Genomic DNA, 24,899 nt, shown 5'->3' on the forward strand with positions numbered 1-24,899 from the left:
CATGAAAGCCATCACCCCCCTTGCCGCCATGCTGATCGGGCTGGGCGCCGCGGCATCGGCACAGGACATCGTCGTGTCCTCGAAGATCGACACCGAAGGGGGGCTTCTGGGCAACATGATGCTGATCGCGCTGCAGGATGCGGGCCTGCCGGTACAGGACCGCCTGCAGCTGGGTGGCACGCCGATCATGCGCGACGCGATCACCTCGGGGCAGATCGACATCTATCCGGAATACACGGCCAACGGCGCCTTCTTCTTCAATGAGGCTGACAGCGAGGTCTGGAAGGACGCGCAGGCGGGCTACGAGCGCGTGGCCGAGCTGGACCTGGAGCAGAACGACATCGTCTGGCTGCAGCCCGCGCCCGCGAACAACACCTGGGCCATCGCGGTCCGGCAGGACGTGGCCCAGGAAAACGACCTGACCACCATGAGCGATTTCGGCGAATGGATCGCCGGTGGCGGCGACGTCAAGCTCGCCGCCTCGACCGAATTCGTAACCTCGGCCGCCGCGCTGCCGGCGTTCCAGGAAACATATGGCTTCACCATGAACCCCGACCAGCTGGTGCAGCTGTCGGGCGGCGACACCGCCGCGACCATCGCGGCAGCGGCGCAGCAGACGTCAGGCGTGAACGCGGCAATGGTCTATGGCACCGACGGCGGCATCGCGCCCGCCGGACTGGTGGTGATGGAGGATGACAAAGGCGTGCAGCCGGTCTATCAGCCCGCGCCCATCGTCCGGTCAGAGGTGCTGGACGCACATCCCGACATTCGCGACGTGCTGGCGCCGATCTTCGAATCGCTCGACCTTCAGACCCTGCAGGAACTGAACGGCCGCATCCAGATCGGCGGCGAACCCGCCGCTACCGTCGCCCGCGATCACCTGACCTCGGCCGGCTTTATCGACTGATGCATGCCAGGCTGGACCGGCCGGGCCTGCTGTTCGCCGCCATCGGGCTGGCGGGGCTGGCCCTGCCGCTGGTGCAGTTCAAGCCGAACCGCATCGTCCTGGGCGAGGGGATGACCCTGGCTGCGGCCCTGCCCCTTGGCATGCCGCTGGCGCTGCTGCTGGCGGCGGTGCTGGTCGCCGGCTGCTGGCGTAGCAGCGCGGCCTGGCGCCTGATCGGCGCCGTGGGCGCGCTGGTCGGGCTGGTGCTGGCGCTTGGCGGGTCGGCCGGACACCTGACGCCGCCCGACAACACGCTGGCGCGGGTTTCGCCTTCCACCGGCTTCTGGCTGACCGGACTGGCCTTCGCGCTGATGCTGGCCGACGCCATAGGCCGGATGCGGCCCAGCCTGCCTGTGCGCTGGCTTCTGCTGGCGGTCGCGGTGGGGCTGGTGGCGGTCGTCCTCGCCTCGGGCATCCTCGACGGCGTGTCGGTCATGCGCGAATACGCGGCACGGCGCGACATCTTCCTGCGAGAGGCGCGGGCCCACCTGTTCCTCGCCTTCGGCTCGCTCGGGCTGGCGCTGCTGGTCGGCCTGCCGCTTGGCGTGGCCCTGCATCAGGCGCGCAGGCTGCGCGGGCCGGTCCTGTCGGTGCTGAACATCCTGCAGACCATCCCGTCGCTGGCGCTGTTCGGGATCATGATCCCGATCTTCGGCTGGATCGCCGCAAACGTGCCGGGCGCGGCGCAGGCCGGGGTGGCCGGGATCGGCGTCTTCCCGGCGCTGGTGGCGCTGTTTCTGTACTCCCTGCTGCCGGTGGTGTCGAACACGCTGACCGGACTGACCGGCGTGAACCCTGCGACACGGGAAGCCGCGACCGGGCTTGGGCTGACCAGCACGCAGGTGCTGACCTGGGTGCTGGTGCCGCTGGCCCTGCCGGTTCTGCTGGCGGCCGTGCGGATCGTTCTGGTCCAGAACATCGGGCTGGCGGTCATCGCGGGCTTGATCGGCGGCGGAGGTTTCGGCACTTTCGTGTTCCAGGGGCTGAACCAGACGGCCATGGATCTTGTTCTTCTGGGGGCGCTGCCCACCATCGCCCTGGCCTTGGTGGCGGGCATCGCGCTGGATTTGCTGGTCGAGGCGACCTCGCGCCGCCCGAAAGGAACCTGAGATGTCGGACATGATCGAGATCCGCAACCTGACCAAGCGCTATGACGGCGTGGCTGCGGTGGACGATGTCAGCTTCACGGTCGAGGCCGGGCAGATCGCGGCCCTTGTCGGCACCTCGGGGTCGGGCAAGACGACGCTTCTGCGCATGATCAACCGGCTGGTCGAGCCCACCAGCGGCCAGGTCCTGATCGACGCAGAGGACACGCACAACCTGCCCGGCTATCTGCTGCGCCGCCGCATCGGCTATGCGATCCAGGGGCACGGCCTCTTTCCGCACCGCACGGTGGCGCAGAACATCGCCACGGTGCCGCGCCTGCTGGGCTGGACCGCCGACCAGATCCGGGACCGCGTGGACGAGCTGCTGACCCTGTTCCAGCTGGACCCCGCCGCCTTCCGCGACCGCATGCCGCACGAGCTGTCGGGCGGCCAGCAGCAGCGCGTGGGCGTGGCGCGGGCGCTCGCGGCCAAGCCTGACCTGCTGCTGATGGACGAACCTTTCGGCGCGTTGGACCCGGTCATTCGCGCCAAGGCGCAGGACGACCTGCGCCACATCCAGCGCCAGCTGGGCACGACGCTGATCCTGGTCACCCATGACATGGAAGAGGCCGTGACCTTGGGCGACCGTATCGCCGTCATGGACAAGGGCCGGCTGGTCCAATACGGCCCCCCGTCCGAGATCCTGACCGCCCCCGCCACCCCCTTCGTGCGCGACCTCATCGGGATGCGGGAACGGCCCTTCCACCTTCTGTCGCTGACGCCCGCGCATGCCATCGCAGTCGATGGCGACGCCCCCGGCGCCCCTATCGCCCGCGACGCCAGCCTGCGCGAGGCCCTGGCCGAATGCCTCTGGTCCGGGCGGTCGGCCGTGCCGGTCGAGGGCGGCGGCATCGTCACGCTGGCGGCGCTTCAGGCGCATGCGGCGCCAACCGCCCGGGCGGCCGAATGACGGGACGGCTGCTGCTGGCTGCGGCGGTCCTGTTCCTGCTGGCATTTCTGCTGACGCCCACCAGCTTTGCCTGGCTGTTCCAGCCCGTCACCCGCAACAATGCGCCCGCGATCTATACCCAGACGCCGCTCTGGTCGCTGACGCTGTCGCACCTGGCGCTGGTGGCGGTGGCGGTCATTGCCTCGACCGTCATCGCGCTGGTGCTGGCGGTGCTGGTGACGCGGCCTGCGGGACGAGAGTTCCTGCCGCTGGCGCGCACCGTCACCAGCGTCGGGCAGACATTCCCGCCGGTGGCGGTACTGGCGTTGGCGGTGCCGGTCATGGGCTTCGGCGCGGGGCCGACGTTGGTGGCACTGTTCCTTTATGGCCTGCTGCCGGTCTTCGAAAACGCGCTGGCGGGCCTGACCGGCCAGCCCCCGCAGGTGGCCGAGGCGGCGCGCGGCATGGGCCTGACACCCCGACAGCGCCTGACGCAGATCGACCTGCCGCTGGCCTTGCCGGTGATCCTGGGGGGCATGCGGCTGACGGCGGTGATCTCTCTGGGGACCGCCACCATCGGCTCGACCGTGGCGGCCAAGACCTTGGGCGAGGTCATCATCGCGGGTCTTCTGTCGTCGAACACCGCCTTCGTGCTGCAGGGCGGCATGGTGGTCGGCATCATCGCCGTGCTGCTGCACGAAGGGTTTCAGGCGCTTGAACGGATGGCGGCCGCCCGAACCGGCCTGAACCGCTAGCGCCGCAGGGCCACCGAAAGCGCGCCCGTCGCTGGGGCGGCGTCGTCGAAATGGATACCGGCCTCGATATGGCGCAGATGCTGGTCCAGCAGCGCCAAGGCCTGCACCTCGTCCCGAGCCTCGATCGCGTCGGTGATGCGGGCATGTTCGTCCTCGGCGCAGAGCGTCGCGTGACCGGTGCCGTAAAGCCCGATGATCAGCGAGGACCGCATCGTGAGTTCATCCAGATAGCGCGCCAGCACGGGATTGCGACCGATCCGCGCCAGCAGGATGTGGAACCCCCGCGACAGCCGGATCGCGACCGGGCGGTTGTCGTGCCCGCGCGCCGCGTCCTCCTCGGCCAGATGGGCGCGCAGGTCGGCGATGTCTTGGGGTGTCGCCTGCCGCACGGCATTGCGGCAGATCGTGGTCTCGATCGCACGACGGGCCTGGAACACGTCATGCGCATCCTGCGGCGTCGGCGTGGCGACATAGGCGCCGCGATTGGGCAGGTGATCGACCACCTGCCAGCCCGTCAGCATCGACAGCGCCCGGCGGACATGCAGCCGATTGCAGCCAAAAATCTCGGACAGTGCCTGTTCGCCAAGCTTGGTCCCTGCGCGCAGCCGCTGGTCTCCGATGGCGTCAAGGATGCTGTCGACGATGAGGGCTTCCAAAGGCTTGTCCATGGTTTTCCAATTGCACCTTGCTTCAGCGTTCGCAATGCGAATCCGCCCGCTATTTTAGCAGTAAATAAAGAATTGGATTGTTAACAATCCGTGTTATCAATGTTGCGACTCACGACATGGAGAACCGGATGAAACTGGTCGTCATCAACCCCAACTCGACCGTCTCGATGACCGACAAGATCGTCGCTTCGGCCCGCGCGATCGCAGCCCCCGGCACGACGATCGAGGGCCGCACCGCCCACGGCGCCCCCGCCAGCATCGAAGGCCACTTCGACGAGGTCATGTCCGCCGCCCACCTTCTGCGAGAGGTGCAGGACGCCCGCGACGCCGACGCCATCGTCGTCGCCTGCTTCGACGATCCCGCCATCGGCGCCTGCCGCGAGGTGGCGACCGGTCCCGTCATCGGCATCTGCGAGGCCGCCGTGAAGGCCGCCAGCATGATCGCCACGTCGTTCTCCATCGTCACCACCCTGCCTCGGTCAGTCCCCGTGATCGAGGAACTGGTGCGCAAATACGGGCTGGACCACCAGTGCCGCCGCGTCCGCTCGGCGGCGATTCCCGTCCTTGCGCTGGAACAGCCCGGATCGAATGCACGACAGCAGGTCCGTGCCGAAATCCTGCGCGCCATCGAGGAGGACCGCTGCGAGGCGGTGGTTCTGGGATGCGCCGGCATGTCGGATCTGACCGAATGGCTGAGCGTCGAGACCGGCATTCCGGTCATTGACGGCGTGACCGTCGCCACGAAACTGGCCGAGGCGCTGGTCGGCGCCGGGCTGAAGACGTCGAAGATCGGGGCCTACGCGACCCCCAACAAAAAGTAAGACAACAGCCAATCCTCAGACAGGGAGTCTGACATGACCTACTCGGAGACGACCGCCGGCCTTGCGCCGGGCGCGGCCCATGCCGCCGGCGACAAGAAACTGGGCGAGGAAACGCTGGCCCCCCAGCAGGTGCGCATCATGGACCCATGGTCCTACCTGTTCGCCTGGTTGGGCGGCTGCGTGTCCATCGGCACATTCACGGTGGGATCGGGTCTGGTCGGCACCTTGAACCTTCTGCAGACCGTGCTGGCCATCGCCATCGGCTGTACGGTCATCGGCGTGGCGCTGATGATCAACGGCCGCGCGGGGCACAAGTACGGCATCCCGTTCATGGTGCAGGCACGTTCCGCCTACGGCTTCGGCGGAACACGCCTGCCCGCGCTGGTGCGATCGGTCCCGGCCATCGTCTGGTACGGCTTCCAAAGCTGGATCGGCGCCGGGGCGCTGAACCTCGTCAGCGAAACGATGTTCGGCTATTCCAACATCTGGGTCTTCTTCATCGGCTTCCAGTTCCTGCAGATCGGTCTGTCGGTTCTGGGCTTCCACGGCATCAAATGGCTGGAGAACATCGGCGCCGTCTTCATCATCGGCGCGCTGGTCTACATGTTCTTCAGCGTCATCGGCCGCTATGGCGACGCGATCAGCACCAACTTGCTGCAGGCCGAAGGCACCTGGGGCGCACCCTTCTGGGGTGCAACAATGTTGTTCCTGGGCGTCTATTCGACAATGATGCTGAACGTGTCGGATTATTCGCGCGAACTGCAGCACCGGGTCGGGTCGGGCAAGCAGGTGGCGATCTATGCCAATTCGATCCTGCCCGCCACGCTGTTCATGGGGCTGATCGGGTTGATGGTTTCCAGCGCGACCGGCGAGGTCGACCCGATCCGCGTCTTCGCCAGCGCCGTCGAGAACAAGATCCTTCTGGTGGTCACGCTGCTGTTCATCGCTTTCGCGCAGGTGACGACGAACATCCTCAACAACGTGGTGCCGCCGGCCTACGCGATGATGGACGTCTTCAAGCTGCCCTTCAAGGCGGCCGCCGTCATCGTTGGCCTTCTGGCCTTCGCGACTTTCCCTTGGCTGCTGGTGCGTGACGAATCGGCGGCGGGGCTTGGGATCTTCATCCAGACCTACAGCGCCTTCCTGGGGCCGATCTTCGCGATCCTGGTGGTCGACTACTACGTCATCCGCCGCCAGACGCTGAACCTGGATCACCTCTACGACGCCGACGGCCCGTACCGGGGCGTGAACCCGGCGGCGCTGATCGCGACGGTGATCGGCGTAGTGGCTGCTCTGTGGTTCTCGGCCGTCAGCTGGTATGCCAGCCTGATCCCGGCTGGCGTCAGCTATTGGGCGCTGATGCAGTACATGCCAGCCGCGCGCCGCTTCCGCGACTGATCCGGCGGCCCCCGCTGCGACGCGGGGGCCGGCCCTCAGGCGGTGATGGCCTGCGTGTCCCAGATGTCGCGCATATAGCCGCGGATCGTCCGGTCGGACGAGAAGAAGCCCGACCGCGCGATGTTCAGGGCTGCCATCCTGTCCCAGTCGGCCGTGTCGGCAAAGGCCCGGTCGACCTTCCTCTGCGTCGCGAAGTACGCGTCGAAGTCCGAGGCGACGAGGAACGGGTCGTCGTTCCAGGTCCGGTCCAGCAGCGAATAGTAGCTCTCGGCGCGTCCGAAGCGCCCTTCGGCGATCAGCTGCAGGGCGACCTTCAGGTCTTCGCTGGCCTCGATGGCGGCGCGGGCGTGACCGTGACGGGCCTTTTCGGCCGCCGCCTCATCAGCCGTCAAGCCGAACAGGAAGAAGTTCTCGGGGCCGACCAGCTCGCGGATCTCGACATTGGCGCCGTCCAGCGTGCCGATGGTCAGCGCGCCGTTCATGGTGAACTTCATGTTGCCGGTGCCCGACGCTTCCTTGCCCGCGGTGCTGATCTGTTCGGACAGATCGGCGGCGGGGATCAGATCCTCGGCCATCGAGACGTTGTAGTTCGACGGATAGGCGATCTGCAGGAACTTCGACGTGACCGGATCGCTGTTGATGGTCGCGGCCACGTCGTTGATCAGGTGGATCACCGACTTGGCCAACCAATAGCCGGGCGCGGCCTTGCCGCCGAAGATCTTGACGCGCGGCGCCCAGTTGCCGTTCGGATCGTCGTGGATTCGCTGCCACAGGGCGATTGCCTCCAGGATGTTCAGAAGCTGCCGCTTGTATTCGTGCATGCGCTTGATCTGAACGTCGAAGATCGCGTCAGGGTCGGCCTTCACGCCAAGGTCGGCCAGCAGCCCGTTCGACAGCCAGATCTTGTTCGCGCGCTTGGCCGCACGCAGGCTGTCGCGGAAGCCCGCGTCGTCGGCATGCGCCTCCAGCCCCTTCAGCTGGTCCAGATCGCTGGTCCAGCCGGTGCCGATGGTGTCGTCCAGCAGGCGCGTCAGCGACGGGTTCGACATGCGCAGCCACCGGCGCGGCGTGACGCCGTTGGTCTGGTTGACGATCCGGCCGGGGTGAAGCTTGTGCAGGTCGGCGAAAACGGTGTCCCTGACAAGGTCCGTGTGCAACGCCGAGACACCGTTCACCTTCCCCGACATGATGAAGGCCAGTTCGCCCATGTGCACCTGGTCGTTGTGGACGATGCCAACGTGGGCCGGACGGTTGGTCGTGTCGCGGTGGTCGTCGTCGATCATCTGGATGATCTGCATGTGGCGCGGCAGGATGCGGCCCATCAGCCACGTCGACCACCGCTCCAGCGCCTCGGGCAGCAGGGTGTGGTTGGTATAGTTCAGCGTCGCGCGCGCCAGGTCGCGGGCGCGGGCGAAGGGCAGGCCGTGGTCGTCCATCAGCAGCCGGATCAGTTCCGGCCCGGCAATGGCGGGATGCGTGTCGTTCAGCTGGATCGCCACCTTCTGCGGCAGCAGGTCCAGGTCGCCATGTTCGGCCAGGAAGCGGCGCAGGATGTCCTGCAGCGCCGCCGAGGTCAGGAAATATTCCTGCTTCAGCCGCAGCTCCTTGCCGGACTCGGTCGTGTCATCGGGATAAAGAACCCGCGACAGCGTCCGGGCCAGCGCCTCGGGCTCGGCCGCGGCGGTATAGTCACCGGCATTGAAGCGCGGCAGGTCCAGAAGCGTCGTCGGATGCGCCCCCCACAGGCGCAGGCTGTTGGCCCAGTCCCCGCCCCAGCCGATGACAGGCGTGTCATAGGCGCGCGCGATGACGCTTTCGCCCGGCTGCCAGACGGCGCGGCCGTCGACCGTCTCGACATGGCCCTTGAACCCGATCCGATAGCTGTAGTCGATGCGCACGAATTCCCACGGGTGCGGCTGGTTCAGCCAGTCCTCGGGGCGTTCGACCTGCTGGCCGTTCTCGAAGCTTTGGCGGAAGAGGCCGTGTTCATAGCGGATGCCATAACCGAAGGCCGGGCAGCGCAGCGACGACAGCGACTCCATGAAGCAGGCGGCAAGTCTGCCGAGGCCGCCATTGCCAAGCGCGGCGTCGGGCTCGTTGTCCAGGATCTCCTGCTCGTCCAGGCCAAGCTGGGTCAGCGCCTCGCCCATGGCGGGTTCCAGCCGCAGGTTGATGATCGCATCGCCGAGGATGCGGCCGATCAGGAATTCCATCGACAGGTAATAGACGCGCTTGGCGCCCTGGTCGCGGGCAGCGCGGATCGCGTCGACCCAAGGGCCGACCATCAGGTCGCGCACCGCGAAGCTGACCGCCAGCCGCCAGTCGAAGACGGTCGCGAATTCCGGTCCCCGACCCTGCGTATGGGTCAGATGGTACAGGATTTTCTCGCGCAGGTCCTGCGCCGAAGGTGCATGGGTCAATGTCGGCCTCGTCGGCTGAAAGGTAAGTTACGGCAACCAGGCGCGGCCGCGTTTCCGATACCGGGTTGCCGCAGGCCTGCCGGCGTCGGAAACGTCCGCCGTCTAGCGGTGCCCTGTTGCCAGCCTTCCGGCTGATTGGGAAGTCAAACATTGGTGCTGAGCGGAATTCGCGCGGAGGTTGTGGCATTCCGGCCCAGGGGCGCCGGGCGCGGCAGCGCCGGCATCAGTCCATCGGGCAGAGGACGAAGGCCACCACGCTTTCCGCCGCAATCGGTTCCACCGCGATGGCGGGAAAGTCAACTTCGCCGTCCGCCGCGCTGTCCAGACGGCGGTGCCATTGGCCGTCGGGCGCGTCGGGCAGGTGAACCCGCGCGTCGGAGCCGTTGTTGATGACGACGAACACCGCCCCCGGCAGCGCGGCATAGGGGGGCGTGCCACGCGCCATTCGCATCTCTGCCGCCAGCAGGCGGCCGTCGGGGTCGTTCCAGTCGGCGGGCGTCATCGGGTGGCCGTCGGCGCGGCGCCAGAAGAGGTCGGGCAGGCCATCCTGTTCGCGCGGCTGGCTGTGCAAAAACCGCTTCTGGCGCAGGATCGGATGCGCCTGGCGAAACGCGATCACGCGGCGCACGAAGTCCAGGAAGACCGGATCGACGTCGTCCCAGTCCACCCAGCCGATGGGGTTGTCCTGGGCGTAGGCGTTGTTGTTGCCGCCTTGGGAGTTGCCCAGTTCGTCCCCCGCCAGCAGCATCGGGGTGCCCTGCGACAACAGAAGCGTCGCGACCAGGTTGCGGCGGCGGCGGTTGCGGCGGGCGCGGATGGCGGGGTCGGCACTCGGCCCCTCGACCCCCATGTTGTCCGACAGGTTGTGGTTGTGGCCGTCGCGGTTCTCCTCGCCGTTGGGCTTGTTGTGCTTGTCGTTGAAGCTCACGGTGTCCATCAGCGTGAACCCGTCATGCGCGGCCACGAAGTTGACGGAACTGCTGGCCGCCCGCCCGTCGTGGTCGAAGCGCGCGGCCGATCCGGCGACGCGCTTGGCAAGCTTGCCTATCAGCCCCGGATCGCCGCGCCAAAAGCCGCGCACCTGGTCGCGGAAGCGGTCGTTCCATTCGGCGAAGGGCGCGGGATAGGCACCCAACTGGTATCCGCCCGGCCCGATGTCCCACGGCTCGGCGATCAGCTTGACGCGGTTCAGGACCGGGTCCTGGCGGACGGCGCGGAAGAACGGCCCGTCGCGGTCGAACTCTCCCCCAGTGCGGCCCAGCACGGAACACAGGTCGAAACGGAACCCGTCCACATGCATCACCTGCACCCAGTATCGCAGGCTGTCCATGACCAGCCGCAGCGCGAAGGGGCTGTCCAGGTTCAGGATGTTGCCGGTGCCCGCATGGTTCACGTAAAAGCGGCGGTCTTCCTCCAGGCAATAATAGGCCGCGTTGTCCAGGCCGCGGAACGACAGCGTCGGCCCCAGCTCGTTGCCTTCGGCGGTGTGGTTGTAGACCACGTCCAGGATCACCTCGATCCCGGCCTTGTGGAAGCGTGCGACCATCTGCTGGAACTCGGCGATGTCGCGGCCCCGCAGATAGCGCGGATCGGGCGCGAAGAAGCCGTAGGACATGTAGCCCCAGTAGTTCGTCAGCCCCCGGTCGGTCAGGAAGCGGTCGTCGGCGAAGGCATGGACGGGCAGCAGCTCGACCGCGGTAATGCCGAGGCGGACCAGGTGGTCCAGCACCGGCTCTGACGCCATGGCGGCAAAGCTGCCCCGTCCCGCGATGTCGGCACGCCCTGCGGTCAGCCCCTTCACATGCGCCTCGTAGATCACCGTCTCGGTCATCGGGCGGCGTATCGGACGGTCGTCGTTCCAGGTGAAGGCAGGGTCAACCACCACCGATTTCGGCACGTAATGGGCGCTGTCGCGGCGGTCGAAGGACAGGTCCTCGTCCGCATGGCCGGCACGATAGCCGTAGAGCGCGTCATGCGCCGCGGGCTTACCGGTCAGCTGCTTGGCATAGGGGTCGACCAGCAGCTTGTTGTGGTTGAAGCGGTGCCCCTCTTGCGGGCGATAGGGGCCGTGAACGCGATAGCCGTAGCGTTGGCCGGGGCGCAGCCCCTCCAGATAGCCGTGCCAGACATGGCCTTCGCGCTCTGGCAGATCGATGCGCGTCTCGCGGTTCTTTTCGTCGAAAAGGCACAGCACCACGCGTTCGCCATGCTGGGAAAACACCGCGAAGTTCACGCCTGCCCCGTCGAAGGTCGCCCCAAGCGGCGTGGGGTGCCCGGCCGAGATGCTGAAGCGGTCGGTCATTCGGCCCCGGTCAGGCTGCGATAGAGATCCGCATAGGCCCGGGCGGAATGGGACCAGCCCACGGGCTGCGCCATTGCGTTCCGCTGCAGCTGGGACCAGCTGTCGCGGTCCCGATAGAGCGCGCCAAGCCGCGAAAGCGCATTGCAGAGCGCATCCGCAGTGACCGGCGAAAACTGCACTCCTGTCGCCACCGCCTGGGCCAAGGCGGCGGGCGAGGCGTTGATGACCGTGTCGGCCAGACCGCCCGTCAGCGCCACGACCGGAATGGTCCCATAGCGCAGCCCGTACATCTGCGTCAGCCCGCAGGGTTCGAACCGCGACGGCACCAGGATGGCGTCGCCACCCGCGATCAGGCGATGCGAGAACGGCTCGTCATAGCCGATGCGGACCGACACGTTAGGGTCCTCGCCAGCCTGGCGGAACGCATGTTCCAGCCCCGGATCGCCCGACCCGAGCACCGCCAGCTGTCCGCCTTGGTCCAGGATGTCGGGCAGGATCTGAAGCACGAGGTCCAGCCCCTTCTGGTGCGTCATGCGCGACACGATGACATAAAGCGGCCCCTCGGCCTGGGGCAGCCCCAGTTCGGCCTGAAGGGCAGCCTTGGCGGCGACCTTGCCCTCGGGGCTGTCATAGCGGGCGATGGCGGGGTCGGTCGCGGGGTTCCAGGCGCTGTCGTCAATGCCGTTCAGGATGCCGTGCAGGACGTGGCGGCGGTGCTGCATCACGCCTTCCAGCCCCATGCCGAACTGAGGGGTCATCAGCTCTTCGGCATAACTGGGCGACACGGTCGTCAGCGCATCCGCCCCCATCAGCCCGGCCTTCAGGGCCGAGATCGAGCCCCAGAACTCGTACCCCTCGGTATGAAAGCGCCAGGGGTCCAGGCGCAGGGACTGCACCCGGCCGGGATCGGTCGAGCCGTTGAAGGCGATGTTGTGGATGGTCAGCACCGTCGGTCTGTGCCCGCCCATCTGGCGCATGTATTCGGTGACAAGACCCGCCTGCCAGTCGTGGCCGTGCAGCACCTGCGGATGCCAGTCGCCAGCGCCATGCACCGTAACATGCGCGCCCATCCAGGACAGGGCGGCGAAGCGTTCAGGGTTGTCGGGCCAGTCGCGCCCGTTGGGGTCGATATACGGCCCGCCCGGCCGCGCGAACAGGTGGGGCGCATCGATCGCCAAGATGTCCAGCCCCGCCGCCCGCCCTTGGACCAGCCGTGCGCCACCCCCGAACAGGTCGTCGAACCAGCCGACCCGCTGCGCATCCGACAGCGCGCCCATCACCGCCGGATAGCCCGGCAGCAGGACACGCATCCGCACCCCTTGGCCCGCCAGCGCCCCGGGCAGCGCCCCCACGACATCGGCGAGGCCGCCGGTCTTGACCAGCGGCGCGCATTCGGACGCAACGGACAGAACCTGCATCACGACGACGCCGCCCGACGGTCCAGCATGTCCTGCGTGATCAAGGTGACGCCCCTTTCGCTGACGCGAAACCACTTCGCGTCGTCCTGCGGATCCTCGCCCACGACCAGCCCTTCGGGGATGACGACGCGGGAATCGATCACCACGTTGCGCAACCGCGCGTGGCGCTGGACCGTGACATGCGGCAGAACGACCGCATGGTCCAGGATGGCATAGCTGTTCGTGTGCACCTTGGTGAACAGCAGCGAATCGCGGATCTCGGTCCCCGAGATGATGCAGCCACCCGACACCATCGAGGAAATGGCGATCCCGCGCCGGTCTTTCTCGTTGTGGATGAACTTGGCGGGCGGCGTGCTTTCGGAATAGGTCCAGATCGGCCAGTCCGTGTCCCACAGGTCCAGTTCGGGCGTGAAGTCGGTCAGGTCGATATTGGCGCTCCAGAAGGCGTCGATGGTGCCCACGTCCTTCCAGTAGGCCGGCCCGCCATCCGTGCGCACGCAGGATTCGTCGAAGCGGTGCGACATGGCCTTGCCGTTCTTCACGATGTCCGGGATCAGGTCGGTGCCGAAGTCGTGGCTGGAATTCGGGTCCTGGGCGTCGCGCAGCAGCAGGTCGCGCAGAAAGGGCCAGCTGAACACATAGATGCCCATGGACGCCAGCGCCTTGTCGGGATGGCCCGGCATCGCGGGCGGATCGGCGGGCTTTTCCAGAAACGACAGGATGCGGCCCTGGTCGTCCACGTCCATGACGCCAAAGGCGGTTGCTTCTTCCCGCGGAACCGTGAGGCAGCCGACGGTCACGTCGGCGCCGCTGTCCAGATGCTCGCAGAGCATGATCTCGTAATCCATCTTGTAGATGTGATCGCCCGCCAGGATGATGACGTAATCGACGTCATAGTCGTCGACGATGTCGATGTTCTGCGTGACGGCATCGGCCGTGCCGCGATACCAATGCTCGCCCTCGATCCGCTGGCTGGCGGGCAGGATGTCCAGGAACTCGTTGCGTTCGGCCCGGAAGAAGTTCCAGCCGCGGTGACAGTGGCGGATCAGGCTGTGCGCCTTGTATTGGGTGGCGACCGCGATCTTGCGGATGCCAGAGTTCATGGCGTTGGACAGGGCGAAATCGACGATCCGCGCCTTGCCGCCGAAATGGACCGCGGGCTTCACCCGCCGGTCGGTCAGTTCCTTCAACCGGCTGCCGCGCCCTCCCGCCAGAACGAAGGCCATGGCCCGCCGTGTCACACGCTGCGTTTCCGCCATCTGAACATCCTCCCCAAGAACATCTTCGATACTAACGACCTTGGCCCCGACAGCGCCGCCACCGGGGCGAACATTTTTTTCCCAAGCCGCCCCGACCCCACCTTAGCGGTGCCGCAAGGTGCCGCAATGCCCCTCATTGCCCGACCGCCTTTGCCATCCCGCGCCGCTCGTGGTTGACTGGCGGCGAATCCCTTGCATCCGAAAGGTGACGACATGGCGGAATGGTGGCGCGACGCGGTGATCTATCAGATCTACCCCCGCAGCTTTCAAGACAGCGACGGCGACGGGATCGGCGATCTTGCGGGCATCACGCGGCGGCTGGACCATGTCGCGCAGCTGGGGGTGGACGCGATATGGCTGTCGCCGATCTTCACTTCGCCCATGAAGGACATGGGCTATGACGTCAGCGACTATACCGACATCGACCCGCTGTTCGGCACGCTGGCCGATTTCGACGCGCTGGTGGAACGGGCGCACCAGCTGGGGCTGAAGGTGATCATCGACCAGGTCATCAGCCATTCCAGCGACAAGCATCCCTGGTTCACGGAAAGCCGCGCCGACCGCACCAATTCCAAGGCCGACTGGTATGTCTGGGCCGACCCGAATCCCGACGGCACGCCGCCGAACAACTGGCTGGCCGTCTTCGGCGGCCATGCCTGGGAATGGGAACCCCGCCGGCGGCAATATTATCTGCACAACTTCCTGATCCAGCAGCCGGACCTGAACCTGTGGAACCCGGCCGTGCAGGACGCGCTGCTGGACACGATGCGCTTCTGGCTGGAGCGTGGCGTGGACGGCTTTAGGCTGGATACGGTGAACTATTACTTCCACGACGCGCAGCTGCGCAACAACCCGCCCAACACCGAATACGACGGCCCCGACGTCTATGCCTGGCAGCGCCACGTCAATTCCCGCAACCAGCCCGAGAATATCGCGTTCCTGAAGCGCATGCGCGCTCTGACCGATGAATACGACGGCCGCATGATGGTGGGCGAGGTCGGCGACAACGGCAAGACCGCGCTGGACATCATGGCCGAATACACCGCCGGCACCGACCGCCTGCACATGTGCTACAGCTTCGAGATGCTGAGCCGGAACTTCTCGGCCCGCCATTTCCGCGACACGATCCGGGTCCTGCAGGAAAATGCACCGGACGCCCATGCCTGCTGGTCCTTCTCGAACCACGACGTGGCGCGGCATGTCACCCGGTGGGGCGACCACGCCTGCGACCCCGACGCACTGGCCCGGCTGTCCGCGGCGATGCTTTTGTCCTTCCCCGGCACCGTCTGCCTGTATCAGGGAGAAGAGCTGGGCCAGACCGAGACGGAGCTGCTCTTCGAGGAACTGACCGACCCCCCTGCCCTGCGCTACTGGCCCGAGATCAAGGGCCGCGACGGCTGCCGCACGCCGATGGTCTGGGACGCGTCGCAGCCCCATGCCGGCTTTTCGGACGCCCAACCGTGGCTGCCGGTCAAGGACCCGCAGGCGGCGCGCGCCGTGGCTGGCCAGCAGGACCGCAATGACAGCGTGCTGGCGACCTATATAGCGATCCTGGCCTTCCGTAAGGCGCAGGACCCGCTGCTTTGGGGCAAGACCTCGTTCCTGGACCTGCCGGAACCCGTGCTGGCCTTCCACCGCACGCATGACGGGCAGACCCTCACCTGCGCCTTCAACCTGTCGGACCACCCGCAGGCGCTGCAGGTCCAGGGCGCCACCTCGCTGGACGGCCCGTCGCAGGCCCGGCTGGACAGCGACAGGCTTCTGTTGCCGGCCAAGGGCTTCGCCTGGCTCGACGGCGCCGTCACCCTGACGTGCTGACCGGCCCGCCGGGGCGTCAGCGCCCCGGCCGCCTCCAGACGAACAGCGCCAACCCCAGATAGAGTCCCGCGCCGCCGAACAGCACCGCCCAGAACGGGTTCCCGGTCCACAGCTCGACCGCCGCCCACAGCAGGGGCAGAACCACGCTCAGCACCCGCACCCAGAGCGGCTTGAAAAACGGGGCATTCGGGTCAACCAGCATCTTCTGTCCTTGCAGTTCGGGGGAACGCGTCGGGCGCAGTGCCGACAGGGGGGGTCCGGGGGGCCGGCCCCCCGGCGGTCGCGGGACGCAGCAGCCCCCGCTGCCAGGGCGGCGCCTCGGCAAAGGCGGCAGCGACATGGTCGATCAGCGCCCGCGTCTTGCGCGGCATCGGCCGGACCGGCGGCCAGACCGCGCTGATCGGCAGCGGCCGCTGCGGCAGGTCGGGCAGCACCTGCGCAAGGCGCCCGTCGCGCAGCGCGTCATGGACGATGAACAACGGCAGCAGCGCCAGTCCCAGCCCGCCGATGGCCATGTCGCGCATCGCCTCGCCGTTGTTGGCCGTGATGCGGCCCAGGCGCGGCGGCTCGATTCCCGGGCCGAACGGCCAGACCTCGCCCATACGTGCGTGCAGGTATCCGATCGCCTCGTGCCGGGCCAGGTCGCCGGGGCTTTCGACGCCGCCGTGCTGGGACAGGTAATCAGGGCTGGCGATCAGGACCCTTGGGTCCTCGCACAACCGGCGTGCCATCAGGCTGCTGTCCTTCAGATGGCCGATCCTCAGCCCGAGGTCGAAGCCCGCGCGGCCCAGATCGGTCTGCCGGTCGTCGTATTCCAGAACGATCTCCAGCCCCGGATGCGCGCGCGCAAAGCCCGCGATCACCGGCCCCAGGTGGCGAATGCCGAAGCTCATCGGCGCGGCCACCGCCAGCCGCCCGCGCAACTCGGCCTCGGCCGTGACGCTTTCGGTCGCGGCAACCAGTTCCGCCAGCGCCGGGCGCAGACGCTCGGCCAAGGCCAGCGCGCTGTCGGTTGGCGCGATCCGCCCGGCGTGTCGGATGAACAGCGCGACGCCCAGCTCGGCCTCGAAGTCGCTGATCCGCTTGCTGACCACCGACTTCGAAAGGTCGTCCCGCGCCGCCGCAGCCGAGATGCTGCCGGCGTCCAGGACCGCGAGGAAGGTGCGGATGTCTGACAGCGTCCAGTTCATGCCGCCACCATAGCGCCCGCCGCACCGTTCGCAAGAACCGAACACCGCGTTGCACCCGTCCCGGCTGCCACGAACGGCCCGCTTGGGCCATATAGGATGCAATCAAGGAAAGGAGCTATCCCATGCAACTGACCGGTATCCACCACCTGACGGCCATCACCGCCGATGCCGCCGGCAACAACCGCTTCTATACGGAAACCCTGGGCCTCCGCCGGGTCAAGAAGACCGTGAACCAGGACGACACCTCGGCCTATCACCTGTTCTTCGCCGACGGGGCGGGCACGCCCGGCACCGACATCACCTTCTTCGACTGGCCCGCCGCCCGCGAACGCCGCGGCACTAATGCAATCACAAGAACGAGCTTGCGTGTGCCCGAGGGCAGCCTCGACTGGTGGGCCGGGCGCCTGACCGACCTTGGCGTCTCGACCGGCAAGGTCACCAACCTCGACGGCCGCCCCAGCGTCGATGTCGAGGACCGCGAGGGCCAGCGCCTGCGCCTTGTCGCAGCCCCCACCCCCGCCGGCCAGCCCTGGGACCGCAGCCCGGTCCCGGCCGAACACCAGATCCGGGGCCTCGGTCCGATCACCATCTCGGTTCCCGAACTGGCCCCCACTGAGGCGCTGCTGACCCAGGTCATGAACATGCGCCGGGTGCGGGACTATGCCAGCCCGGACGGCCACGGCCAAGTCCACGTGTTCGAGATGGGCGACGGCGGCGCCGCGGCGGAACTGCATGTCGCGGTCCAGCCCAACCTTCCGCGGGCGCGGCAGGGGGCCGGCGGCGTTCACCACGTCGCCTTTCGCGTCCCCGACCAGGCGGCGCTTTCGGACTGGACCGCCCGGGTCGGCCAGTTCCGCGTCCCCACCTCCGGCGAGGTCGAGCGCTACTACTTCCGGTCCCTTTACTTCCGCGAACCGGGCGGCAACCTGTTCGAGCTGGCGACCGACGGGCCGGGCTTCGACGTGGACGAACCGCGCGACAGCATGGGCGAGGGCCTGTCCCTGCCGCCCTTCCTTGAAGGCCGCCGCACACAGATCGAGGCCGGGCTGAAGCCCCTCGCCTGAAGGAGATGACGATGACCACGATCCTGGGACTGTCCGGCAGCCTGCGCCGGGCGTCGTTCAACTCGGGCCTGCTGCGCGCCGCGCAGCAGGTCGCCCCCGACGGCGTCACCCTGACCATCGGCAGCATCCGCGACGTGCCGCTCTATGACGGCGACCTGGAAGCCGCCGAGGGCATCCCCGCCGCCGTCACGGCGCTGACCGACCAGTTGGCGGCGGCCGGCGGTCTGCTGCTGGTGACGCCCGAATACAACAACGGCATTCCCGGCGTCTTCAAGAACGCCATCGACTGGATGTCGCGGGGCGACGGGCTGAAGATCTTCAAGGGCAAGCCAGTGGCGGTGATCGGCGCCTCTCCGGGCAATTTCGGCACCGCCCATGCGCAGTCGCACTGGCTGCCGGTGCTGCGTACGCTTGATACCCGTCCCTGGTTCGAGGGCCGGCTGATGATGTCGCGGGCGGGCGACCTCTTCGACGATCGGGGGAACCTGATCGACGATAGGTCCCGCCAGCGACTGGCCGACTTCGTTGCCGGCTTTGCCGCCAGCCTGACTCCAACGGAGGTCCGATGACAAAACGATCGATCGACCACGTCGCGCTGACGGTGCGCGACCTGCCGGCGATGGCGGCGTTCTATGAGCGATGCCTGGGCCTGGCTGCGACTGACGACAACGGCCCCGTCCGTCGGTTTGGCGCCGGCGGGCGGGTGCTGATCGAACTGCGCGGCGATCCCGCCGCCCGCCCGCGCGACCTGCGCGAGGCGCGTCTTTTCCATACCGCAATCCTGCTGCCCCGCCGCGCCGATCTTGGCGCGTGGCTGCGCCATGCCGCCGATACCGGGCTGCGCCTGACCGGCGCGTCGGACCATGGCGTGTCAGAGGCGATCTACCTGGACGACCCCGAGGGGAACGGGATCGAGATCTATCGCGACCGCCCCACCGACAGTTGGACCCGGCATGGCGACCGGATCGAGATGATGACTGCCCGGCTGGACCTCGACGAGCTTGCCGCCTCGGCCGACGGCCCCTGGCGCGGCGCGCCCGACGGCACCGCCATCGGTCACGTCCACCTGCAAGTAGGCGATGTCGCGCAGGCGGATGCATTCCTGGCGGACCAGCTGGGCCTGACCCGAACCTTCGACGGTCCGGGCGCGGCCTGGTATGGATGGAACGGCTATCACCACCACATCGCGGCAAACACGTGGAACAGCCGGGGCGCGGGCCGGCGTCCCGATGGCACGGCAGGGCTGGCCGAGATCGCGCTGCGGGGCAGCAAGGAAAAAGTTTTAAATGTTTTCGACCCGTGGGGGAACAAGTTCACGTCGACCGTGTTGTAGGCCGGTGTCAAAATTTCCAGAGTACGCCCCCGCCGCCGGACTTCCGGCGGCGGGGCTTTTTCAAGCCGTGGTCCGGCCCAGCCAGGCCTGCGCGCGGGCCATGTCATCGGGTCCGATCTCGTGCCCCGCGGCGACCACCTGCGCATCCAGATCGCCACCGCTGGCCGACAGCCAGTCGTTGAGCGCCGGCGCAGAGGCGCCATAGGGATCGCGCGCGCCCCGCAGCGTCAGGACCGACACGCCGGACAGGTCGGCCGCGGGCTGCGGGTCCAGCACTGCCATCGGCCGCAGCAGGATCGCCCGCCGGATCAGGCCGGGATGCAGCGCCATCACCGCGCCGGCGAAATTCGCGCCGTTTGAATATCCCACAACCGTCAGCCGGTCCGGATCGAGGTCATAGGCCCGCAGCGCCCCGTGCCAGAAGGCAGCGAAGGCCGCCGCTTCCGCCCGGATGTCGTCCTGGTCGAAGCTGGCCATCGACAGCCGCCGGAAGAAGCGCGCCACGCCTTCCTCGGTCGAACGTCCGCGGACCCCCAGCAGCGTGGCGCGCGGGGCGATGCGGTTGGCCAGCGGCATCAGATCCGTCTCGGACCCGCCGGTGCCGTGCAGCAGCACCAGGGTCGAGCCGTCGGCATCTTCCGGCGTGTGGATGCGGTGGATGAAGGGCAGGTCGCGCATGGGTCTCCTTTCCTCGCCCGGCCGGGCGAATTGCGGCAGGTGCAGCCGCAGGTCTATGTCATCGGTGAAATGCGGCGGGACCTTCAGGGTCCGGCCGAGCGCGTCGGGGGCCTCGTCCACGGCCATGCCGGGACCATCCGTCGCCAGCTCGATCAGCGTGTTCGCGGGTTCACGGACATAGAGCGAGGTGAAGTACATCCGGTCATGCACCGTCACATCGTCCAGGGCCGCGCGATGCACGGCAATCGCGGCGACGTCGGGCATGCGCAGCGCGACGTGGTCGATGATGCCGGTGCCGGGGATGCCCGGGACGAAGCCACGCGTGTTGCGGATGTCCAGGACGTCCGTCTCGGACACCAGCCGGATCACGGCGCCCTCGGCCCCGCCGGGGCAATAGCCGAAGCGGGTCAGGAAGCCGGCGGTGGCCTCGGCATCCTCGGACCAGATGGTCACGCCCGCCAGTCGTGCGGGCGCGGCGGGCCAGCCGCCGTCGGGCAGGTCGGTGCCGACCAGCTTGACGATGATCCCGTCCGGATCCTTCAGACGCAGGACCGGCGCGCCGAATTCGCGTAACGGCCCCTCGATCCGCAGGCCGCGCTGCATGGCGCGGGTCAGCCAGTCGCCGATGCGGGCGCGCGGGATCGCCAGCGCGATCTCGGCCACCTGCCCGTGACCGACGCGCCCCGGCGCACCGTCCTGCCAGACAAGAAAGCTGACCAGCGTTCCGGGGCTGCCGGCGGCATCGCCATAGAACAGGTGCAACTGCTTGGCGTCCTCGAACCCGGCGGTCTGCTTGACCAGCGAAAGGCCCAGGAAGCCCATCCAGAAATCGATATTCGCCTGAACGTCGCGGGTGACGGCAGTGACGTGGTGAAGTCCCGAGGTCATGGCAGATCTCCTTTCCCGGCAGAAGATGCCGCTGCGGCATCGTCCCCGCCAGCCGGCGGAGCCAAAACCCGGCGTTCGCCCAGGCCGAACCCATCCGCCCTTGCCCGTTCTGGATTTTGCGCCCACCGTCGGGACAGCAACAAAGGAGCATGCCATGACGAAGACCGCGCAGCAGGTGCTGGACTTCTGGTTCTCGGACGGGATGAAGCCGAACTGGTTCGCCAAGTCCGACGACATCGACAGCCGCATCCGCGACGACTTCTCCACCACCTATCAGGCCGCGCACGAAGGCGGGTTGGACCACTGGATGGAGGACGCGGACAGCGCGCTGGCCCTGGTGATCGTGCTGGACCAGTTCCCGCGCAACATCCACCGCGGCGACGCGCGCAGCTTCGAATCGAACGACATCGCCCTGCGCCACGCCCGCACCGCACAGGATCGCGGCTTCGACCGGGACCAGTCGCCGGAACGCCGTCAGTTCTTTTACCTGCCCTTCATGCACAGCGAGGATCTGGCCGACCAGGACCGCTCGGTCGCGCTGTACGAGGCGCTCGGCAACGGCCACTCGCAGCACTTCGCGCGGGAACATCGGGACATCGTCGCCCGCTTCGGCCGCTTTCCGCATCGCAACAGGGTCCTCGGCCGCGACAGCACAGCGGAGGAAGCCGAGTTCCTGAAGACCCATTCCGGGTTCTGATCTTGCAGCCAGGGCAGGCCCGGCCTAGCCTTCGCGGCATGGACCAGCTGCCCTGCTTTTATGCGCCCGATACCGCCGCCCATGATCCGCAGTTCTGGATGCTGCGCGGCGTGCCGATGCGGAACAAGGAAACCGCCGAACGCGCGGACCGCCTGCTGGCCGGCGTCGCGCTGGCCGGGCTGACGGCCAGCGAGCCGCCGGTGACCGACCGCGCCGCCATGCGCGCCATCCATACACCGCGTTATCTGCAGTTTCTGGAAACGGCGTGGCAGGAATGGCAGGCCGCCCCCGGCGCAGGCCCCGAGGTCGTGGCGAACCTGCATCCGCAGAAGGCGACGCAGACCTATCCTTCGGGGATCACGGGCCGGGCGGGCTGGCACATGGCCGATACCGGCTGCCCGCTTGGCCGCGACACCCTTTCTGCCGCGCTGCGGGGCGTGGACACGGCGTTGGCGGCGGTTGATGCGGTGGCGCGGGGTGCGCGGGCAGCCTATGCGCTCTGCCGTCCGCCGGGGCATCATGCGGATGCGGATACGGCGGCAGGACACTGCTTCCTGAACAATTCGGCCATCGCGGCGCAGGCGCTGCGGGCGCATCACGACCGCGTCGCGATCCTGGACATCGACGTCCACCACGGCAACGGCACGCAAGAGATTTTCTATGACCGCGCCGACGTGCTGACCGTGTCGGTCCATGCCGATCCGGACGCGTTCTATCCCTTCTACCTGGGCCATGCGCCCGAAACCGGGCGCGGCGCGGGCGAGGGGTTCAACCTGAACCTGCCGCTGCCCCTGAAAAGCGGCGATGCGCCCTGGCTGCAGGCCATCGCCGATGCCACGCGGCGCATGCGCGCTTTTGCCCCCGGCGCGCTGGTGCTGGCCCTCGGCCTCGACGCGCACGAGAACGACCCTTTCAAGGGCCTGCGCGTGACCACCCCCGCCTTTGCCGAGGCCGCGCGCCTGATCCGCGCCCTGCGCCTGCCGACCGTGATCGTGCAAGAGGGCGGCTATCTCTCCGAGGATCTGACGCAGAACATCGCCAGCCACCTTCGGGGCTGGATCGACGGCCCCTGACCGGCCTATAGGGGCGCTGAACCAAGGGGGCACCATGCGGATCTGCGTCATCAACACCGGCGGCACCATCGCCAGCGTCGGCCAGCCGCTGGCGCCCATGTCCGCCGAACGTTTCGCGGCTGCGGTAACAGGCCTGCTGGGCGCATCGCTGGCGGCGGCGCTGCCCGACGACCGGCTGCACATCGACACCGGCCTGCGCTTCCCCGGCGGCGGGCTGCTGGACAGCACGGACCTGCGCCCCTCGGACTGGTGCCGGATCGCACGTCGGGTGCTGGAGCTTTATGCCGACCACGACGCCTTCGTGATCCTGCACGGCACCGACACGATGGACTTCACCGGCGCCGCGCTGCCCCTGCTGCTGAACGTCTTCGACGCGATGGGGCTGGCCCGCGCGGCCCTGTCGAAGCCGGTGATCCTGACCGGATCGCAGCTTCCGCTGTTCCGTGACACGCCAGAGGGGCTGGTCCTGAATGCGGGCAGCGACGGCTTCGCGAACCTTGCGGGCGCGCTGCACTGCGCCCGCCTACGCCTGCCAGAGGTCGCGGTCTTCTTTGGCGGCCAGCTGTTGCGCGGCAGCCGGGCGCTGAAGGTCTCGACCACGCGGTTCGCGGGCTTCGACAGCCCGCACCTGCCCCCCCTGGCCGAGGTGGGCATCGGCATCCGCCACGGGACATCGCCCCTGCCCGGACCCGCCGCGCCGGAGCTGTCGCTGAACCACCCTGCCGCCCACGCGCTGGCGCTGGCCCAGCTGGATGCCGTCCAAGCCTGCATCGACAGCCAGCGCATCGCCCAGATCCCGGCCATGCCCGCCGATCACGGCGCGGCCCAGCCCCTGCTGGCCCGCATGGTGCGCGACGCGCTGGAGGGTGGCGCGACAGGCTTGCTGCTGGAGGGGTTCGGGGAGGGCAACATCCCTGCAGGCAACGGCGCAATGCAGGCGGCGCTAAAAGGCGCACAGGTTCCAGTACTGATCGCCAGCCGCGCCATCGACGGGCAGGTCGGCGCGTTCCACTATGCCGCCGGGGCGTGGATTGGCGCGACGGGCGCCATCGCCGCGGGCGACATGACGCCGGTGGCCGCGCTGGCCAAGCTGATGATCCTGAACACCGCCGCCGGGTATCAGGGCTGGGACCGCATGGCGTTGCGCGCGCTTTTGACCCGCAGCCTGACGGGGGAATGCGCCGCCAGCGACCGGCTGACCGGGACGCTGCTTCCGGGCCAGCGCCTGCTGGCGGCGGACGGTGACGCGACGCTGATGAACGACCCCGACGCGGGGCCACGGCTGGTGGCGGGGGGACAAGTCCTGTGGCAGGCCCCTGCCCCGGGGCGGCTGCTGATGCAGGGGAACCGGCTGGCGCTTGTGTCTCCGGACGGCGCCGTCGCCTGGACCAGCGCCCCTGGCGCGCCGGGTGCCGTGCCGGTGCTGACCGCAGCGCCACCGGCCCTGCTGCTGGTCGATCCGGCAGGCCGCACCGCACCTGTCACGGCGCTGGCGGGCTGACAGGCGGCGCGGCCTGCGCTAGCAAGGAACGGCCAGCCCCGAAGGAAATCCCATGCCGCTGATCCACGTCCTGAACGGTCCCAACCTGAACCTGCTGGGCAAGCGCCAGCCCGAGATCTATGGCCGCGAGACCCTGGCCGATCTGGAAGCGATGTGCCGCGAGGCCGCCGCGCCGCACCAGATCCGCTTCCTGCAGTCGAACTGGGAAGGCCAGATCGTCGACTGGATCCACGAGGCGCGGGAGGAGGCCGCCGGCATCGTCATCAACCCTGGGGCGCTGACGCATACCTCGGTCGCGCTGCTTGACGCGCTGAACGCCTTCGACGGCCCGGTGATCGAGGTGCATATCAGCCAGATCCACAAGCGCGAGGCCTTCCGCCATCATTCCTTCGTGTCGAAACGGGCCGACGGCATCATCGCGGGGCTTGGGCTTCAAGGCTACGTCGCGGCCCTGCGCCACATCGCCGCGTCGATCTGAACGGGCGCGACCGCCGGACCCGACCGCAGGGAGGAGGATGCGGCAGGTCCGGCGGTGCTTGTGCGATCCCCTTACGGATGCGGAGGAGGAGGACGCCACGAAGCTGTTGGCCCCGCCCTGTCATGATGCGCCCGTGCTGCGGGAATGTCACAGCCGGA

General features: G+C 68.0%; 22 protein-coding genes. 14 read left to right on the plus strand and 8 right to left on the minus strand.

The window, feature by feature from the left end:
- Position 1: 1 nt before the first annotated feature.
- The 4 genes from osmF to OC159_RS12675 are packed head-to-tail and all read left to right on the plus strand — an operon-like array spanning position 2 to position 3,735.
- Complete coding sequence (gene osmF / locus OC159_RS12660) at positions 2–907, plus strand: glycine betaine ABC transporter substrate-binding protein OsmF (protein WP_265501539.1); 906 nt, start codon at positions 2–4, stop codon at positions 905–907.
- A complete protein-coding gene (locus tag OC159_RS12665; protein WP_265501540.1) occupies positions 907–2,055 on the plus strand; it encodes an ABC transporter permease in 1,149 nt (382 codons plus the stop codon). Before osmF ends, OC159_RS12665 begins: the two co-directional genes overlap by 1 nt.
- A 10-nt stretch (positions 2,056–2,065) precedes the next feature.
- Positions 2,066–3,001, plus strand: a complete 936-nt coding sequence (locus OC159_RS12670; RefSeq protein WP_265501588.1) for an ABC transporter ATP-binding protein — start codon at positions 2,066–2,068, stop codon at positions 2,999–3,001.
- Entirely contained in the window at positions 2,998–3,735 is a 738-nt protein-coding gene (locus tag OC159_RS12675) for an ABC transporter permease (RefSeq protein WP_265501541.1), read from the plus strand. Before OC159_RS12670 ends, OC159_RS12675 begins: the two co-directional genes overlap by 4 nt.
- Here the strand turns inward: OC159_RS12675 and OC159_RS12680 are convergent.
- Entirely contained in the window at positions 3,732–4,403 is a 672-nt protein-coding gene (locus tag OC159_RS12680; RefSeq protein WP_265501542.1) for a GntR family transcriptional regulator, read from the minus strand. The two genes, OC159_RS12675 and OC159_RS12680, sit on opposite strands and share 4 nt — an antisense overlap.
- A 128-nt stretch (positions 4,404–4,531) precedes the next feature.
- On the opposite strand from OC159_RS12680, the gene OC159_RS12685 reads away from it, so the two are divergent.
- Positions 4,532–5,224 (plus strand): aspartate/glutamate racemase family protein, encoded by a 693-nt coding sequence (locus OC159_RS12685; protein WP_265501543.1) that lies wholly within the window; start codon positions 4,532–4,534, stop codon positions 5,222–5,224.
- A gap of 33 nt (positions 5,225–5,257) precedes the next feature.
- Positions 5,258–6,622 carry an NCS1 family transporter gene (locus OC159_RS12690; protein WP_265501544.1) on the plus strand — a complete coding sequence of 455 codons (1,365 nt, stop codon included), beginning with the start codon at positions 5,258–5,260 and terminating at the stop codon, positions 6,620–6,622.
- Between the two features lie 35 nt (positions 6,623–6,657).
- On the opposite strand, the gene OC159_RS12695 is transcribed toward OC159_RS12690, so the two are convergent.
- The 4 genes from OC159_RS12695 to glgC form a co-directional block, all read right to left on the minus strand.
- On the minus strand, positions 6,658–9,042 hold the full coding sequence (locus OC159_RS12695; protein ID WP_265501545.1) for a glycogen/starch/alpha-glucan phosphorylase: 2,385 nt from the start codon (positions 9,040–9,042) through the stop codon (positions 6,658–6,660).
- Positions 9,043–9,265: 223 nt separating this feature from the next.
- Positions 9,266–11,344: a glycogen debranching protein GlgX gene (gene glgX / locus OC159_RS12700; protein WP_265501546.1), complete on the minus strand. Its 2,079-nt coding sequence runs from the start codon at positions 11,342–11,344 to the stop codon at positions 9,266–9,268.
- The gene (glgA, locus tag OC159_RS12705) at positions 11,341–12,762 is read right to left on the minus strand and encodes a glycogen synthase GlgA (protein ID WP_265501547.1); all 1,422 of its coding nucleotides are present in this window, start codon (positions 12,760–12,762) and stop codon (positions 11,341–11,343) included. Before glgA ends, glgX begins: the two co-directional genes overlap by 4 nt.
- Positions 12,762–14,021 carry a glucose-1-phosphate adenylyltransferase gene (gene glgC, locus OC159_RS12710; protein WP_265501548.1) on the minus strand — a complete coding sequence of 420 codons (1,260 nt, stop codon included), beginning with the start codon at positions 14,019–14,021 and terminating at the stop codon, positions 12,762–12,764. Before glgC ends, glgA begins: the two co-directional genes overlap by 1 nt.
- Before the next feature lie 213 nt (positions 14,022–14,234).
- Between glgC and OC159_RS12715 the strand changes: the two genes are divergently transcribed.
- Positions 14,235–15,839 carry an alpha-glucosidase family protein gene (locus OC159_RS12715; protein WP_265501549.1) on the plus strand — a complete coding sequence of 535 codons (1,605 nt, stop codon included), beginning with the start codon at positions 14,235–14,237 and terminating at the stop codon, positions 15,837–15,839.
- A 16-nt stretch (positions 15,840–15,855) separates the two neighbouring features.
- On the opposite strand, the gene OC159_RS12720 is transcribed toward OC159_RS12715, so the two are convergent.
- Positions 15,856–16,041, minus strand: a complete 186-nt coding sequence (locus OC159_RS12720; RefSeq protein ID WP_265501550.1) for a hypothetical protein — start codon at positions 16,039–16,041, stop codon at positions 15,856–15,858.
- Positions 16,031–17,029 carry a LysR family transcriptional regulator gene (locus tag OC159_RS12725; protein WP_265501551.1) on the minus strand — a complete coding sequence of 333 codons (999 nt, stop codon included), beginning with the start codon at positions 17,027–17,029 and terminating at the stop codon, positions 16,031–16,033. The genes OC159_RS12720 and OC159_RS12725 overlap by 11 nt, the downstream gene beginning before the upstream one ends.
- A 122-nt stretch (positions 17,030–17,151) precedes the next feature.
- Between OC159_RS12725 and OC159_RS12730 the strand changes: the two genes are divergently transcribed.
- Genes OC159_RS12730 through OC159_RS12740 form a run of 3 tightly spaced genes read left to right on the plus strand, consistent with a single transcriptional unit; the run spans position 17,152 to position 19,426 of the window.
- Positions 17,152–18,093 carry a ring-cleaving dioxygenase gene (locus tag OC159_RS12730; RefSeq protein WP_265501552.1) on the plus strand — a complete coding sequence of 314 codons (942 nt, stop codon included), beginning with the start codon at positions 17,152–17,154 and terminating at the stop codon, positions 18,091–18,093.
- A gap of 11 nt (positions 18,094–18,104) precedes the next feature.
- Positions 18,105–18,662, plus strand: a complete 558-nt coding sequence (locus OC159_RS12735; protein WP_265501553.1) for an NADPH-dependent FMN reductase — start codon at positions 18,105–18,107, stop codon at positions 18,660–18,662.
- Complete coding sequence (locus OC159_RS12740; protein WP_265501554.1) at positions 18,659–19,426, plus strand: VOC family protein; 768 nt, start codon at positions 18,659–18,661, stop codon at positions 19,424–19,426. Before OC159_RS12735 ends, OC159_RS12740 begins: the two co-directional genes overlap by 4 nt.
- A 60-nt stretch (positions 19,427–19,486) precedes the next feature.
- Here the strand turns inward: OC159_RS12740 and OC159_RS12745 are convergent, their stop codons facing one another.
- Positions 19,487–20,992 carry a VOC family protein gene (locus OC159_RS12745; RefSeq protein WP_265501555.1) on the minus strand — a complete coding sequence of 502 codons (1,506 nt, stop codon included), beginning with the start codon at positions 20,990–20,992 and terminating at the stop codon, positions 19,487–19,489.
- Between the two features lie 154 nt (positions 20,993–21,146).
- Here OC159_RS12745 and OC159_RS12750 point away from each other — a divergent pair, with 154 nt between their 5' ends.
- From OC159_RS12750 to aroQ, 4 genes are read left to right on the plus strand one after another with little or no spacing between them, the layout of a single operon-like run.
- The gene (locus OC159_RS12750; RefSeq protein WP_265501556.1) at positions 21,147–21,689 is read left to right on the plus strand and encodes a DUF924 family protein; all 543 of its coding nucleotides are present in this window, start codon (positions 21,147–21,149) and stop codon (positions 21,687–21,689) included.
- Between the two features lie 38 nt (positions 21,690–21,727).
- On the plus strand, positions 21,728–22,762 hold the full coding sequence (locus tag OC159_RS12755; protein ID WP_265501557.1) for a histone deacetylase family protein: 1,035 nt from the start codon (positions 21,728–21,730) through the stop codon (positions 22,760–22,762).
- Positions 22,763–22,796: 34 nt separating this feature from the next.
- Positions 22,797–24,263 (plus strand): asparaginase domain-containing protein, encoded by a 1,467-nt coding sequence (locus OC159_RS12760; protein ID WP_265501558.1) that lies wholly within the window; start codon positions 22,797–22,799, stop codon positions 24,261–24,263.
- Positions 24,264–24,315: 52 nt separating this feature from the next.
- The gene (aroQ, locus tag OC159_RS12765; protein ID WP_265501559.1) at positions 24,316–24,741 is read left to right on the plus strand and encodes a type II 3-dehydroquinate dehydratase; all 426 of its coding nucleotides are present in this window, start codon (positions 24,316–24,318) and stop codon (positions 24,739–24,741) included.
- The last annotated feature ends 158 nt before the right edge of the window (positions 24,742–24,899 follow it).

It is taken from the genome of Paracoccus beibuensis, assembly GCF_026162625.1.
Lineage (GTDB): Bacteria > Pseudomonadota > Alphaproteobacteria > Rhodobacterales > Rhodobacteraceae > Paracoccus > Paracoccus beibuensis.